General features: G+C 38.0%; 7 protein-coding genes and 1 pseudogene. All 8 read right to left on the reverse strand.

Going from position 1 to position 15,756, the window contains the following annotated elements:
* Positions 1-6 precede the first annotated feature (6 nt).
* The 8 genes and pseudogenes from IGI63_RS04740 to rseP all read right to left on the reverse strand — a co-directional run bounded on the left by IGI63_RS04740 (position 7) and on the right by rseP (position 15,736).
* A complete protein-coding gene (locus tag IGI63_RS04740) occupies positions 7-1,206 on the reverse strand; it encodes a pyridoxal phosphate-dependent aminotransferase (protein ID WP_002359774.1) in 1,200 nt (399 codons plus the stop codon).
* Between the two features lie 38 nt (positions 1,207-1,244).
* The gene (locus IGI63_RS04745; protein ID WP_002382785.1) at positions 1,245-1,763 is read right to left on the reverse strand and encodes a DUF5590 domain-containing protein; all 519 of its coding nucleotides are present in this window, start codon (positions 1,761-1,763) and stop codon (positions 1,245-1,247) included.
* A gap of 75 nt (positions 1,764-1,838) precedes the next feature.
* The gene (locus IGI63_RS04750) at positions 1,839-4,628 is read right to left on the reverse strand and encodes an ATP-dependent DNA helicase DinG (RefSeq protein WP_429975405.1); all 2,790 of its coding nucleotides are present in this window, start codon (positions 4,626-4,628) and stop codon (positions 1,839-1,841) included.
* A 180-nt stretch (positions 4,629-4,808) separates the two neighbouring features.
* Positions 4,809-6,184: pseudogene (locus tag IGI63_RS04755) on the reverse strand (hypothetical protein).
* A gap of 218 nt (positions 6,185-6,402) precedes the next feature.
* Complete coding sequence (locus tag IGI63_RS04760; protein WP_429975406.1) at positions 6,403-7,860, reverse strand: amino acid permease; 1,458 nt, start codon at positions 7,858-7,860, stop codon at positions 6,403-6,405.
* Positions 7,861-8,071: 211 nt separating this feature from the next.
* Positions 8,072-12,427 carry a PolC-type DNA polymerase III gene (locus IGI63_RS04765; protein ID WP_002381593.1) on the reverse strand — a complete coding sequence of 1,452 codons (4,356 nt, stop codon included), beginning with the start codon at positions 12,425-12,427 and terminating at the stop codon, positions 8,072-8,074.
* 250 nt (positions 12,428-12,677) lie between these two features.
* On the reverse strand, positions 12,678-14,396 hold the full coding sequence (locus IGI63_RS04770) for a proline--tRNA ligase (protein ID WP_002359769.1): 1,719 nt from the start codon (positions 14,394-14,396) through the stop codon (positions 12,678-12,680).
* 71 nt (positions 14,397-14,467) lie between these two features.
* Positions 14,468-15,736, reverse strand: a complete 1,269-nt coding sequence (gene rseP / locus IGI63_RS04775) for an RIP metalloprotease RseP (RefSeq protein ID WP_002362168.1) — start codon at positions 15,734-15,736, stop codon at positions 14,468-14,470.
* Positions 15,737-15,756: the final 20 nt, after the last annotated feature.

Consider the following 15,756-nt stretch of genomic DNA (forward strand, 5'->3'; position numbering starts at 1 on the left):
ATTCTTTTAGGCGTTGTGCTGAATTCGTTTCTTTTCTATAAAGTCATTCATTCGCTCAATCGCTTTTTCTAACGTCATTAAATCTGTCGCATAGCTCATCCGCACATGTTCTGGTGCACCAAAGCCCTCTCCCGTTACCAGAGCAACATGCGCTTCTTGTAATAAATCTTCCACCCAGTTAGTCACGTTATCATACCCACAAATTTCTAACGTTTTTTTGACATTCGGGAATAGATAAAAGGCGCCTTCAGGTTTTATTAGCGAAACACCTGGCAAAGCTGCTACTTTTGGATAGATATGATTCAGGCGTTTTTCAAAGGCCTGACGCATGTCTTCAACTGTCGACTGTTCACCTGTTAAAGCCTCAATTGCCGCATATTGGCTAACTGCGACTGGATTACTGGTGGATTGTGAAGCGAGTTGTGTCATTGCTTGAATAATTTTTTCATCACCGACTGCAAAACCAATGCGCCAGCCTGTCATTGCATATGTTTTGGAAACACCATTAATAATGATTGTCTGTTGACGAATTGCTTCTGAGATGGTTGCAATTGGTGTGAACCGATGTCCATTGTACACCAAACGACCATAAATATCATCTGCAATAATGAGGATATTATGAGCAACTGCCCATTCACCAATTTGGCGTAATTCTTCTTCCGTATAAATAACACCAGTTGGGTTAGATGGTGAATTTAAAATGATTGCTTTTGTTTTGTCCGTTCGTACAGCTTCTAATTGTGCGACTGACACTTTAAATGATTGCTCTTGCGTGCTTGATACAAATACTGGCTTGCCTTCTGCTAATTTGACTTGTTCACCATAACTTACCCAATAAGGGACAGGGATAATCACTTCGTCCCCAACGTTCAAAATGGCTTGAAATAATAGATACAGCGCATATTTGGCACCATCTGTCACAATAACTTGCTTGGGTTGATAACGAAGTTGATATTCTCGTTCCACATAAGAAACAATCGCTTGCTTTAATTCAGGAATGCCGCCAGAAGGTGTGTAATAACTTGCTCTTCCATCCTCAATTGAAGCAATTGCTGCTTTTTGAATATTTTTCGGGGTTACAAAATCTGGTTCCCCAACCGTTAAGCTTAAAACATCTACACCTTTTGCTTTTAATGCTTTCGCTTTGGCGGCAGCTGCTAATGTAACAGAAGGAGTCAATTGCTGTGCTCGATTTGATACGTTCATACACCTTTCACTCCCACTTTCATCAAAACCTATCTAAATTAAATATCTTTGACAACGTTGATCTCTTCGCCTTTATCAAAGCTCATCAGATAATACGTCAGTACTCCTTGATCATTTTCGGTGACCACTTCCCATGCAGGGCGCTTATCATAAAGCCCTAACGTAGCTTTCATCACCGATTCATCGGGATGGGCTTTAGCAACAATGTCTGTTATTTGTTGTTCAGTTTGACCATCTTTTTGATTTAAGACCGTGACTTTTTCTCCCGATTTAGGGACAATCACGACAATCTCTGTGCCTTTATCATTTTTGCCGGTTAAAGTAAAATACGTATTTTTGCGTGTAAACCAGTAAAATTTATCAACTGTTTCTAAATTAGCAGAAGTTTTGGCAATTGCGGTTGCTTCTTTTTTGGCTTGAGCCATTGGTTGATTGGTTCGTACAAAAAAGATAATTATTGTTACAAGAATTGCTAAAAGGATTGCCAATAGGGTTAAAAGGACAGTAATCCGTTTCTTCTCTTTCTTTTCTTCTAATTCCTCCAAAAATCCTTCCATCCTCTCTAAACTTACTGGGTCTTATTATAGCAGAAAAATAGCGGCCTTTCACAAATATGACCTAAAAATAATCAATTATTTGTTTAAAAATTCCTTTAAATCTTCTAAAATTTCAGGCATGGGCGCTTCTTTTACTGAGAGTCCCTTGGGAAACGCTTTGATTAATCGTTTGCCATATTTTGCAGTGACTAAACGACGATCCAGAATCAGCAATGCCCCTCTGTCTTCTTCAGAACGGATTAAACGGCCCAGTGCTTGTCGCAAACGTAAGGCTGCTTTCGGTACCGCTTCTTGAGCAAATGGTTGTATCCCTTCTGCTTCTAAATACGCATATTTTGCTTGCACAAGTGGTCGTTTCGGGTTTTCAAAAGGTAAACGCGTGACTATCAATAACTGTAAAGCTGTTCCTGGTAAGTCCACACCTTCCCAAAAGCTATCGGCTCCTAGCAAGACATTCGGTTTTCCATTAGAGAACCGTTTAAGAATTTTTTCACGACTGCCGCTAATCCCTTGGGCGAGGACCTCTTGTCCTTTTTCCAATAATCTCGGCTGGACTTGATGATACACGGTGGACAATAATTCATGCGAAGTAAAAAGAACCAACATCGAACGTTCCTCTTGCGCCATCAATTTTTCAATGGTATCTGAAATGTATTGACCCATTTCATAGGAAGAGGCATTTTGAATGGCTACTGCTTCTTCCGGTACATAGACTCGCGCATTTTCTGCATAGTTATATGGCGTTGGCAAGGTTTTGAACGTCACCTCTGTTAAACCTAAGCGTTGCGGTAAATACTTTTTATTGTTGCCAAACTTCAATGTGCCGCTTGTATAAATAATTCGTTCATACCGCGGATACCACTTTGTTTCAGGAAGTAAACTAGCTTCTAAGTCATGAATTTCAATCAAGCCATGGTCTTCATTTTGTGGTAAATATTCTTTTACCCAACGTGGACGCCAATCATCAAGATAAATGGTAAAACAGTGATGAATACGTTCAATTTCATCAAAAAATTGAAACAAGCGAACAAAAACAATGCGATCAGCCAAACTAAAGGTTTCCAACTGACTCATAATTGTTTGCTGTAACTTACTTTGAATAGTTAACAGCTCCTGCAGTAAAAGCTGGAGCGTTTGACTATGTTTTTCTCCCGCAGCAGATAAATAATCAATACGTTCTTTGGTTAAAAGCAACTCCTGATGGTCTATTCGCTTCTGTGTTTTACTAAATAAACGATGCAATTCAAAAAGAAAATCTTGCCATTCATCCACAAAATCCAGTAAACCTTGCTGATAAATTTTTACAAACCGCTGCTCTTCAGAAAACTGTTGAAAAATTTGCTGTAAAGCAACAAAAAGTTGTTCTTTTTCAATAAAATGCGTGACTTGTTTTTTTAGTATCACGCTGTTCACTCGTTCGCTCGCCATCCGACTAGCGATGTCTGGTAAATGATGTGCTTCATCAATAATTAGCCACGGACTTTCAGGTAATAACGGTTGTTTTCTTAGCGACTCTTGCGCCAAAAATGCATGATTAACAATCAACACGTTACTTTGAGCGACTTTTTTATACAGATGTCTTAAAAAGTCAACTTCATAAAGTTCATCTTTTTTTGAAAGAAAATCCAATCCGCGATGTGTAACTTCTTTCCAGAATAAATGATTTAAATTCGTCAATTGTAGTTCATCTAAATCGCCCGTTTCTGTTTCTAGCAACCAGACGAGAACGCCCATTTGATAAAGAGCGTATTGTTTTTGCGGAGTTGGCTGATTCAACGTTGCCTTAAAGCGTTGTAAATCAAGATAGTGTCGATGGCTTTTAATAACAATGCCTCGTAATTTCCCTTGGCAGATTTGATTGGCTAATGGTAAATCTTTTTCCACTAATTGATTTTGTAAAACAATCGAAACTGTTGAAATGATGACTGGTTTTTCTGGCGTTGCTAAATAGCTCATCGGCAACAGATAGCCTAATGTTTTTCCCGTTCCAGTCGCCGCTTCAATAAATAAATCTTTTGTCGTTCCTTCTGTAAAATGATCATAGACTAAATTCATCATCCGACTCTGTTCCGCACGATAAGCGAAACGTTCGCCAAACAGTTTTTCTTTGGCTTTTTTAGTTTTGGGATACGTGCTAGTCTGATAGAACGTTTCTTCAAAAAGAGGAACTTCTTTTTTGCGTAAAGCAATGCCACTGACCACTTGATAAGCTGGATTTAATGGTGTGACTTGTTTTTTCATTTGTTCATACGTTTGTTGAATAAAGGCACTGGTTTCCCGCGCTGTCTGTTGACTTAATTCCGCAATTTTTTCCATAGTGACTAATGGTAAAGATTTCATTTTTTCTTGAATTAATAACAAAAGTTCGGCTGTAACCTGCGCATCACTATCTGCTTGATGGGGATTCTCATGAGACAAACCTAAGCTTTCCGACAAATCACTTAAACGGAAACTTTTTTCTGTCGGTAAAAAAATCTGTGCCAATTCCACTGTATCAATGGCTGGAATAGTAAGTGGCGGCGTGCCACACCGTACCAGTTCACGAGCTAAAAAATTATAATCAAAGTGGACGTTATGCGCCACAAAAATAGTATCTTCCAGATAATGATAAATTGTATGTGCTACATCTTCAAAATAAGGCGCTTTTTGAACTTGCGTATTACTAATCCCCGTTAAACTTTGAATTTGTTTTGGTACTACTTGATTGGGATTCACATCTGTCGCAAAGTTCGCAATAATCTTTCCATCTTGAACGAGAACGCATCCAAACTGAATGATCCGATCACTTGTAGGATCTGTTCCAGTCGTTTCAAGGTCAACTACTGCATACACTTGTTTGTCTTTCAATGACTTCACGCCTTTCATTCATCTTTGAAAATTATACTACAATTTATAGGATTTTCACTAGTATTTCAAAAATTCTCTTGAAATCTTTTCCAGAAATAATAAGAAAGAGCCTGAAACAAAAATCCAAAGTGATTTTTGTTTCAGGCATAAAAGCTGATAAACTGAACGGTTTTGTCTTACCTTCTCCTAAATAAACGATTAATAACAGTCAAGGATTTTCTGCATATACTGGTTTAATTGCCCATAGCCTTCCAATTCTCTGATTACTGGTAGCGGACAACGAACCTTTTTATTAAATAGTGTCCGCTTTTCAACATATTCTGTAACTTCGTCTAAAAATTTATCTAATCCTTTTTCTAATTTCATACAACTTAACTGATTGCAAATTCGCACGTCTCCTGCCTTTTTCTTTTGAACTTGTTTAAATGATTGTGAGAATGCTTTTGCTTCAAACATTTGTGCTTCTAACTGTCTTTTTTCAATCGTTATTTTCGGTACTGCTTGATTTCCATCAGTATCCTCTAACTGGCGACTCATAAAGCGACGATAAATTTCCTCTTCTAATTCGTCCAATTGTCGTTGAAAGTCCGCAGGAATTGTCCGACTTGATGAATTTTCTTTCTCACTTTCCATAGAGACAGCTTCTTTTTCTGGCTTCTGCTCCTCTTCTTTTTCGGCAGACTTATTTACTGAATTTAGCGAGCTTTTTTCTGTTTCTTGTGGAAAAGTAAATAAAGGTTTTGCCGCGGTACTCTGCTGGTTTTCTTGTTTTTTTTCTGGCAGCGCTTCTTTAATTGGCGCTGGTTCAGATAACACTGGTTCTTTCGCTGGTTCTTCAAGCACTAGTTTGTTAACGGGAAGCACTGCTTCACTTGTTGCTACAGTTGTTTCACCTTCTTGATTTTCCAGATTATCAGGCGATAGATTGACGTCTGGTTGTTCCAGATTAGTATCCTCTGATACTTTTAGCGATGCCTGTTCTGCGGCTATCACAGGAGAAGCTCTTTTCAAATGGATCGTTTTTATTTGTCTAGAAATGACGGGATTTCTCGTTTGATTAACGGCTTCATTTAAGGAGGCTAAATTTTCTTTTAAAAGTGTCAGCATTTCACGTAAGACAGCAATTTCACCAGCTAATTCCGTTAATTGATTTTCTTGCGGCACTACTTGCACATTGGTTTCATTCATACGGACTGTTTTTTATTTTTAGTTGTCGGTATTTCATACATCCATTGTTTCAATGCGAATCGTAAGTCACGAGTGGTCGGCTCAAAGCTTCCAAAATAAACAGTGTAGTACATTAACTCCGTTTCAACATAGACATAAATCTTTTTAACAATTAACTCTTCAAACTGTTCTGATTCATCCCAACTTTCACATAAAGCATCAAAAAATTGTTCCCCTTCTGCTAAATTTTGGTACTCTTTCGCTAAATAAAGCTTGCGAATTAAGTAAAAATTATACGGTGTTTCAACATTATCCGCATAAATTTCTCGTCCTAAAAAATCTGGATTCGTTTCTTTACAAAGAAAGACCGTTTTCTCTTCTGGTTGTGTTTCAAGTGTTTTAGTCATGAGGTTCACTTCCTTTTTCTCCGTTAATAACCATTTTTTAATGATAGATACTTTTAGTATACAGGAGAAATTCTTCTGATTTTCTCATATTTTTAAGAGACAATAGAAATTTTAGAGAAAAATCGACAGAAAAAAAACGTGAGACAAACAGTCCTATTGACCATTTATCTCACGTAAAATACTTAAACTGACTATTTTATCCTTGGACATGTAACCAATTATTCTGCTGAATCAATTGGCAAAATCGTGTCTTTTTTCTCGCGACGTGCAATTGCTGGTAAAATCATTCCTAATAGAATTAAGACGATTGGTGTCACAATGTTAGAAGCTAATTGGAACAACCAGCCTTGAGGGTCTGAGGCATACTCAAATTTAGGCACCATTCCTAGGATACAAGCAAAGGCTGTAAATAGGAAACACCAAAGACCAAACACAAAACCAATTTTAGGATTTTTAACAAATTTATATTCTGAATTAAATTGTTTGTATGCTTTGTTTAGAAGCATATAGGCAAAGAAGACCCACAAGTAACGCATTGGCATAACTACAGAATTTAAGTTAGTTAGCCATTTAACCACTTCGTTCATGTCCTTCAACCCAAACATTGGTAAAGCGATAATAATACTTACTAAAATACCTGTTAATAAGTAACCATTAATTAACGTACCTTTTTTCGTACGTTTACGTAACCAACTTGGAACAAATTCTGGATCTGCTTCAGCTAAAAGAATTTTCAGTGGAGCATCAATTGAAAAGGCTAGCGCAGCCACTTGACCCACTGTATTCGTCAAAGCATAAACAATCATTAAGAGATTACCGACACCATAATATGCGCCTAATTTTTGGAAGGCACTGTAGGCACCATTTGCCATTAAATCTTTAGGAATATTGTCACTTGAGAATAACATGCCCATTGCAAATGAACCTAAAACAGCCGATAAACCAACCATTGCCGCTAGGAAAATCATTCCTTTAGGGAACTCTTTGGCTGGATTTTTAGTTGCATTTACGTAAGGAGAAATTTTTTCAGCGCCACCTACCGCAAAAACTAACATCGATACGGTTGTAAAATAACTAAAGTCAAATTTAGGAATGTAGGTGCTGACTTGTGACATGTTGGACGTCGCAAATTCAACCGTTGAATTAATAAATGGTGCGCCTACCGCTAATAAAATGAATAAAATAGACATCACAAACATGGCGGTTCCAGCTAAACCACCAATAACTTTTAAGGTGGTTAACCCTTTTGTTGATAATAACAAGAAAACCAAGAAAATTATTAATGAAATAAATGATACCGTTACGATTGGCATCGTATTGACTAGGTTTCCATTCCCTTGAACTGCCCAACCTAAGGCAATTAAAATTGCTTGTGGTTTTTGTGCCAAGTAAGGAATGTGCACTACCCAATAAGTCCATGCTGCATAATAGGCTAGACGTTTAGTACTGGTATTTTGCACCCACGAACTAACCCCACCATTGCTGTCTTTAAATGTTGAACCTAACTGTCCTACGATTAACGCATAGGGAATAAAATATAAAACTAAAATCAAAAGCCATGAAGTGACCACTGAAATCCCTTGTTGTGCATAATTATTCACAACATTTCCAAGACCCCAGACCATGTTAAAGGCAATTAACCCGACGGTGAACCATCGTAATTGCTTTTTGTCCATATAACCAATTCCTTTCTTATTAAAAAAAATAAAGCTCTTCATTTATCATAAGCATTTTACTTTTTATGCACAAGCTCAACATAATTAAATAAAGATGGCTTTTTAATAAGTAATTAAAACGCTTCTAGCAATGATTTTCTAATTTATTTGATGACTAAAAAAGGCCGGTGAATAAGTTGCTTCACCGGCCTTTTTCTAAGAGATTTTTCTTTTATAACATATCAAATAATGATAATTGGTTTTCATCTGGCAAGTCTTTTAAGACACCATTTTCATTCATGTATTCAATCAACGTTTTAGAAACTTTGCCTCGTGTTGCCAAATCTTCTTTCGACAAGAACGGTTGCTCTTCTCGCGCAGCGACAATGGCTTTCGCTACGTTGAGGCCTAAACTTGGCACTGCTCGGAAAGGTGCAATCAAGGTATCCCCTTCAATCACAAAATTTTCAGCATCTGATTTGTACAAATCAATCATGCCAAATTTATAGCCCCGTTCCAACATTTCATTACATAATTCTAAAACCGTTAATAAGTTTTTCTCTTTAGTGGAGGCGTCCATCCCTTTGTCCGTAATTTCTTTCATTCGTGCTTTCACAGCTTCTTTCCCTTGTGACATTGCCACTAAGTCAAAGTCATCCGCCCGAACGGAGAAAAATGCACAGTAATATAAGATTGGGAAATAAACTTTAAAGTAAGCGACCCGCAATGCCATTAATACGTATGCTGCCGCATGGGCTTTCGGGAACATATATTTAATTTTAGAACAAGAATCAATATACCAGTCAGGGACGTTGTTTTCCTTCATCGCATTTAAATACGTATCCCGTAGTTCATCAGGAATCTTATTCCATTGTCCTTTACGTACCGTTTCCATAATCTTAAAGGCCATCCCACTGTCCAAACCAGCATGAATTAAGTATACCATGATATCATCCCGACAACCAATTACTTCAGCAAGATTGGCTTCGCCACGGCGAATCAACTCTTCTGCATTTCCTAGCCACACATCGGTTCCGTGAGACAGTCCAGAAATTTGAAGTAATTCTGCAAAAGTTGATGGATGGGTCTGTTCTAACATACCTCGAACGAAACGTGTCCCAAATTCAGGAATTCCTAAAGTTCCTGTTTTAGAATAAATTTGCTCTGCATCCACACCTAGAACATCAGGTCCTTCAAAAATACGCATCACTTCTGGATCGTCTGTTGGGATGGTTTTTGGCTCAATCCCAGATAAATCTTGTAACATCCGAATCACGGTTGGATCATCATGTCCCAGAATATCAAGTTTTAAAATATTATCGTGAATGGAATGGAAATCAAAGTGCGTCGTTTTCCATTCTGCCTCTTGATCATCTGCAGGGTATTGGATTGGCGTAAAGTCATAAACATCCATGTAATCAGGAATTACAATAATACCGCCGGGATGCTGCCCAGTCGTCCGTTTAACCCCTGTTGAACCTTTGGCTAAGCGATCAATTTCAGCACCACGCAAATGTAAATTATGATCTCTTTCATATCCTTTAACAAAGCCATACGCTGTTTTGTCGGCTACTGTACCAATGGTTCCTGCCCGGTAGACATATTCTTCACCAAAAAGAACTTTCGTGTAGTTATGGGCTTCGGCTTGATAATCGCCAGAAAAGTTCAAATCGATATCGGGAACTTTGTCGCCATGGAACCCTAAGAACGTTTCAAAAGGAATATCGTGACCATCTTTAAACAATCGAGCGCCACATTTTGGACAGGCTTTTTCAGGCATATCAAACCCTGAACCATAGGAACCATCTTCATAGAACTCAGAATATTGACACTCAGGACAATAATAATGTGGCGCTAAAGGATTTACTTCAGTAATCCCTGTCATTGTCGCAACAAAACTCGAACCGACAGAGCCCCGTGAACCGACTAAATAGCCGTCTTCATTACTTTTATGCACCAGTTTTTGAGAAATTAAATAAATGACCGAGAAACCATTCCCGTTAATCGAATTCAGTTCCTTTTCTAACCGTTTTTCGACAATTTCTGGTAAAGGATCGCCATACAATTCGCGCGCACGATTGTAGCTTAAATCAGTGATCTCTTGTTCAGACCCAGGAATTTTTGGCGTATATAAATCGTCTTTTACTGGAATAACTTCTTCACATAAATCAGCGACTTTGTTGGGATTTTCTACTACAATTCGCTTAGCGACATCTTGTCCTAAAAATTGAAATTCCGTTAACATTTCATCGGTGGTTCTGAAATGAACCTTTGGTAAACTATGGCGATTTAACGGATTAGCGCCACCCATAGACCCGACTAAAATTTTCCGATAGATGGCATCTTCTTCATTTAAATAATGAACATTTCCAGTGGCGACAACCAGCTTGCCAAGTTCGTCACCTATTTTCACTAGATTACTAATAATTTCTTCCAAATCTGCTTCATTTTTCACCAATTCTTGTTCAATTAATGGCGCGTAAACTGGTTTGGGCATAACTTCAATATAATCGTAGAATTTGGCACGATTTTTTGCTTCTTCGACACCTTTTTGCATCATTGCTTCAAAAATTTCGCCGTTTGAACATGCAGAACCGATTAAAAGCCCTTCTCTTAACTTCGATAATTGCGAACGAGGAATCCGTGGTACTCGGAAAAAATAATCTACATTGGACATGGAAATCAATTTAAAAAGATTTTTTAATCCTGCTTGAGTTGTTGCTAAAATCGTTGCATGGAAAGGTCGAGCTCGTTTGTATGAGTCTCCTTCGCCAATATGACGATTCAAATCATCATGGAAATGCATATCATGATTCTCTTTCGCTTCTTTTAAGAAAATCCAGCACAAATGACCTGTTGATTCCGAGTCATAGATGGCGCGGTGATGTTGTTCTAAGTTGACGCCAAATTTTTTCGATAAGGTATTTAGACGATGGCTTTTGAAATGTGGATACAAGAATCTGGATAATTCTAATGTATCGATGACGGGATTAGCCGCTTCAGGTATTCCATGTTTGCCATAACTTGTATTTAAGAACCCCATATCAAAAGAAGCGTTGTGGGCCACTAAAATAGTTCCTTCTGAAAACTCTTTAAACATGCGTAAAACTTCTTCTTCGGATTTTGAACCGCGCACCATTTCATCTGTAATCCCAGTTAAATTGATCGTTGTTTGAGATAATGGATGGCCAGGATCAATAAATTGCTCAAAAGTCTCAATGACATTTCCTTTGTGCATTTTGACAGCGGCCAATTCAATAATTGTATCATAAACAGCGGAAAGCCCCGTTGTTTCCACGTCAAAGACCACATAGGTAGCATCTGTTAATTCAATATGTTCTTCGTTGTAAGCAATGGGTACACCATCATCAACAATATTGGCTTCCACGCCGTATAAAATTTTAACGCCTGCTTTTTTACCTGCAGCATGGGCATCAGGAAACGCTTGGGCGCCGCCATGATCCGTAATTGCGATGGCCTTGTGCCCCCATTTCCCCGCTTGCGCCACCAAGTCACCGACTTTATTGGTCGCATCCATTGTACTCATGTTACTATGCATGTGTAATTCTACACGTTTTTCACCTTCTGGCGCGTAGTCTTTTCTTGGCGCATGGGCGACTTCCATCAAATCTTGAGCATTCATGACTAAATCACGCATGAAGGTATCTTCTTGTACACTACCACGAACACGAATCCAACTTTGCGGTTGAATCGCATCAAAAACTTGTTCATCTTTTTCCCCATTCGAAAATTTCTTCACCACGAAAGAGGAAGTATAATCAGTAATTTTCAAAATTAAAATTTTTCGTTTAGAACGCAATTCACGCACTTCTTTATCAAAAATAAAGCCTTCAATCGTTATCCGACGTTCTTCTTCCAGTATGTTTCCCATTGGCATAATGGGTTCATCATTGGGAATATTCCGCCCTAAACGAATTGGACCATCAAACGCAGGCGCTTGTTGTTGTTTTTCTTTTTTCATTTGTTCATGTTTAACAAGCGATTCAGCAGCTTGTTGTTGAAAGGCTGCGGCTTGTTCTAATTTTTGCTCTTCAAACTTTTTCAACACTTCTGCAGCTTGCTGTTGATCCATTTTTGGTTCAATATGAAATTTAGGAAACCCATAAGAGAAATAAAGTTCCTCAATAATTGGTAAATATTGTTGCTTCAAATAAGGAATAACTGCTTCATTATCAACAGGTAAGATAATTTTCCGATCTTCAAATTGTGGTGTCTGTGTTTTTAAGACTTTCTGAACTAACGGTGTATTGCATTGACTATTTAACAAGGCCAATTGCCAATAATCCGTTAATTGTTCCTCAGTAAATGTTGTCTGATTTGTGGTTATTTGAACGGAAACCTGCGCAATTTGTTGAAAAGCTAGTTCCAATTGTTGCATAAATGTTTGATATAGCATCACTGGCATCAATTCATCAAAACTTAAATGAAATTCCCATAAGCGACTTTGTTGGTGAACAATGACCTTGTCAATCCGGCCATTTTGAATTAAGGGATGTTCTTTCGCTGTGTCATCTAACTGAATTTGCGTCATCAGTTTATCAAATAAATCGCGTGCTTTTTCTGTCACAAAATGAACCTCCTTCTATCATTGAAAAAAGGCCCTCAGACAAATCTGTCAAGTGCCTTTTTTCGGTTTCTCTGCATTCGCTTCTCTATTAAGTATACTCGTTTTTTGTAAAAAAACAATCTTGTTTCTTTTCTAAAAAGAGCTAAGAAGAGCTTGAAGCAAAAATCACTTTAGATTTTTGCTTCAAGCTTAAACGCTGATAAGTGGCGGAAACAGTTTATCCTAATCATTCTGTCCGCCCTTTTCATTATTATTCCACTTCTGATGTTGTGTTCATCAAAATAGAAAGTGTACTTTCTAATTCTTCTTTGCGTACTTCCAACATTTCACCAGTACGTTTGATTTTGACTTCTACCACACCATCGACTGCTTTTTTACCGACTGTGATACGGATTGGACAACCAATTAAATCAGCATCAGCAAATTTTACGCCTGCGCGCTCGTTGCGGTCATCAACTAATACTTCGTAGCCCGCTTCGGTCATCATTGCTTCAACTTCTTGTGATAGTTTTGTTTGGTACTCATCTTTCACATTCATTTGGACCACGTGTAAATCAAATGGCGCAATTCCTGTTGGCCAATTAATACCACGCTCGTCTGCATTTTGTTCAACGATTGCTGAAAGTAAACGACTAACACCGATACCATAGCAACCCATGATCACTGATTTTTCACGACCGTTTTCATCTAAAACTGTTGCGCCCATAGCATCACTGTAACGCGTTCCTAGTTTAAAGATATGACCAATTTCGATTCCTTTGGTAAAGGCTAAGACACCATTGCCATCAGGAGAAGGATCGCCTTCTTGAACAAAGCGTAAATCTTCGTAACTAATTGGTTGGAAATCACGATCTGGATTTACATTTGTCAAATGATAGCCGTCTTCGTTAGCTCCAACAATGGCGTTGGCTAAATCTTGAACAGCTAAATCTGCATAAATTTTAACATCTTCGGAAACATTGACTGGACCAATTGAACCAAAGCCAGCTCCTAAGACACGGCGAGCATCTTCTTCTGTTGCTTCATCTAGGAAATCAGCGCCTAAGAAGTTTTTCAATTTGACATCATTGACATCATGATCGCCACGAACCAAGACCATTACTGGCTCTTCATCGGCAATAAATAGTACTGATTTAATAATTCGTTGTGGCTCAACTTCAAAGAAGTTTGCCACTTCGGCAATTGTACCCACTTCTGGTGTTGCAATTTTTTCTAAATCTAATTGTGTTTCATGTGATTTTTTCGGCGTATAAAGACTTGTTGCCATTTCTAAATTGGCAGCATAATCACTTTCTGTTGAATAACAAATAGTATCTTCCCCAATTTCAGAAATCGCCATAAATTCTTTAGAATCTTTACCACCCATGGCACCACCGTCCCCAATAATGGCACGGAATTCTAGTCCACAGCGTTCAAAAATGCGTGAGTAAGCTTTTTCGTAATCACGGTATGATTGATCTAAACTAGCTTCATCGGCATGGAAAGAATAGCCATCTTTCATGATAAATTCACGGCCTCTTAATAAGCCAGAACGAGGGCGTTTTTCATCACGATATTTTGTTTGAATTTGGTATAAATTCAAAGGTAATCGTTTGTAAGAATTGATTTCATCACGAATTAATTCTGTGAAGGTTTCTTCATGCGTTGGGCCTAAGATATAGTCACGGTCATTGCGATCTTTTAAGCGATACAAGTTAGGTCCATAAGTTTCATAACGGCCTGATTCTTTCCAAAGTTCTGCTGGTAATAACGCAGGCATTAACATTTCAACTGCATCAATTTTCTCAAATTCTTCTCGCATAATCGTTTTTAATTTTTCTAAAACACGATTGGCTAAAGGTAAATAAGAATAGATCCCTGCAGCGACTTGACGAATATAGCCTGCGCGCAACAGAATTTGATGACTTAAGACCTCTGCATCATTTGGTACTTCTCTTAACGTTGGAATTAACATTTTTGACTGTTTCATTAAAACTCTCCTCTATTTTAAAATCAATTATTTTTGATTTCTTTACACACTTTTTTACTTAAGCTTTCTCCTTAAAAGAAAAAGCGTTGAATATCGTTCCAAGTAACTAACACCATTAACACCATGACAAACCCAAAGCCAATTAACGTAATGATGCCTTCTTTTTCAGGACTAATTGGTTTTCCACGTACACCTTCAATAATGTTTAAGACAATTTTCCCGCCATCTAAAGCTGGGATCGGCAACAAATTAATAATCCCTAAGTTCATTGACAACATGGCCATTAAGAATACAACTGTACTTACTCCAGCATTGGATGCTTCTTCCGATAATTTAAACATCATGACTGGCCCACCTAGTTTGTTTAAGCTAAAGCCTGTGAATAGTGAGCCGAGTGCTTTAAAAATCTGTGTCGTACTATTCAAAGTATCCTGAATACCGCCCATCAATTTTGACGGTAAATCGGTTTTCATATAAGGATAAACGCCGACTTTACCAATCGTTTGTTTTTCCACTTTTTGTTTTTCTGGTGTCACTGTTAGTTGCTCTTCTTTGCCGTTACGCTCAACTACGAACGTTAACGGCTTTTCGGGGTTCTTCTGCACAATGGTTGTAAAATCTTCGTATTTTTTGATTTTTTGATTATTAATCGATAAGACTTTATCGTTTTCTTTCAACCCAGCTTCTGCGGCTGGGCCATTAGGAATCACTTGTCCAATTTGGTTCGTGTTTAAATCAGTGACGCCTCCTTGTAGAAAGACCGCTAACGTAAACAGAATAAACCCTAAGATAAAGTTATTCATGGGTCCCGCAAAGTTCGTCAAAATGCGTTGCGATAATTTCGCTGATTGAAATTGAACGTCAAGTGGCGCAATCCGCACCTCGGTTCCATCACTTTCAATAATCGTTGCATCATGGTCAACTTTATAAACAGTTTCTTCTTCCTCGTTTCCATTGACATAGCCCTTGATGAATAATTCTTTTTCAAGATCAAAATCAACGACTTCCATCGGAATACTATGAGGTAATTGTACTTTTTTACTTGTATTAATTTTAACCACATTACCCACGGCATTTAACTCAACAGATAGAGGCATACCTGGTGTGATTTCTGTCATGTCTTCGCCCATCCCAGCCATTCGCACATAGCCACCAATCGGCAATAAGCGAATCGTATAAGTGGTGCCATCTTTTCCACGATGCGCAAAAATCTTTGGTCCCATTCCGATTGCAAACTCACGAACTAAAATACCCGCTCGTTTTGCAAAATAAAAGTGGCCAAATTCATGTACGAGGACAAGAATACCGAAGACAATAATGAATGTGATAATTGTTTTCATAGATGTCCTTCTTCCTTCAT

Source organism: Enterococcus sp. DIV0086, from assembly GCF_050498705.1.
Taxonomy (GTDB): Bacteria; Bacillota; Bacilli; order Lactobacillales; family Enterococcaceae; genus Enterococcus; species Enterococcus faecalis.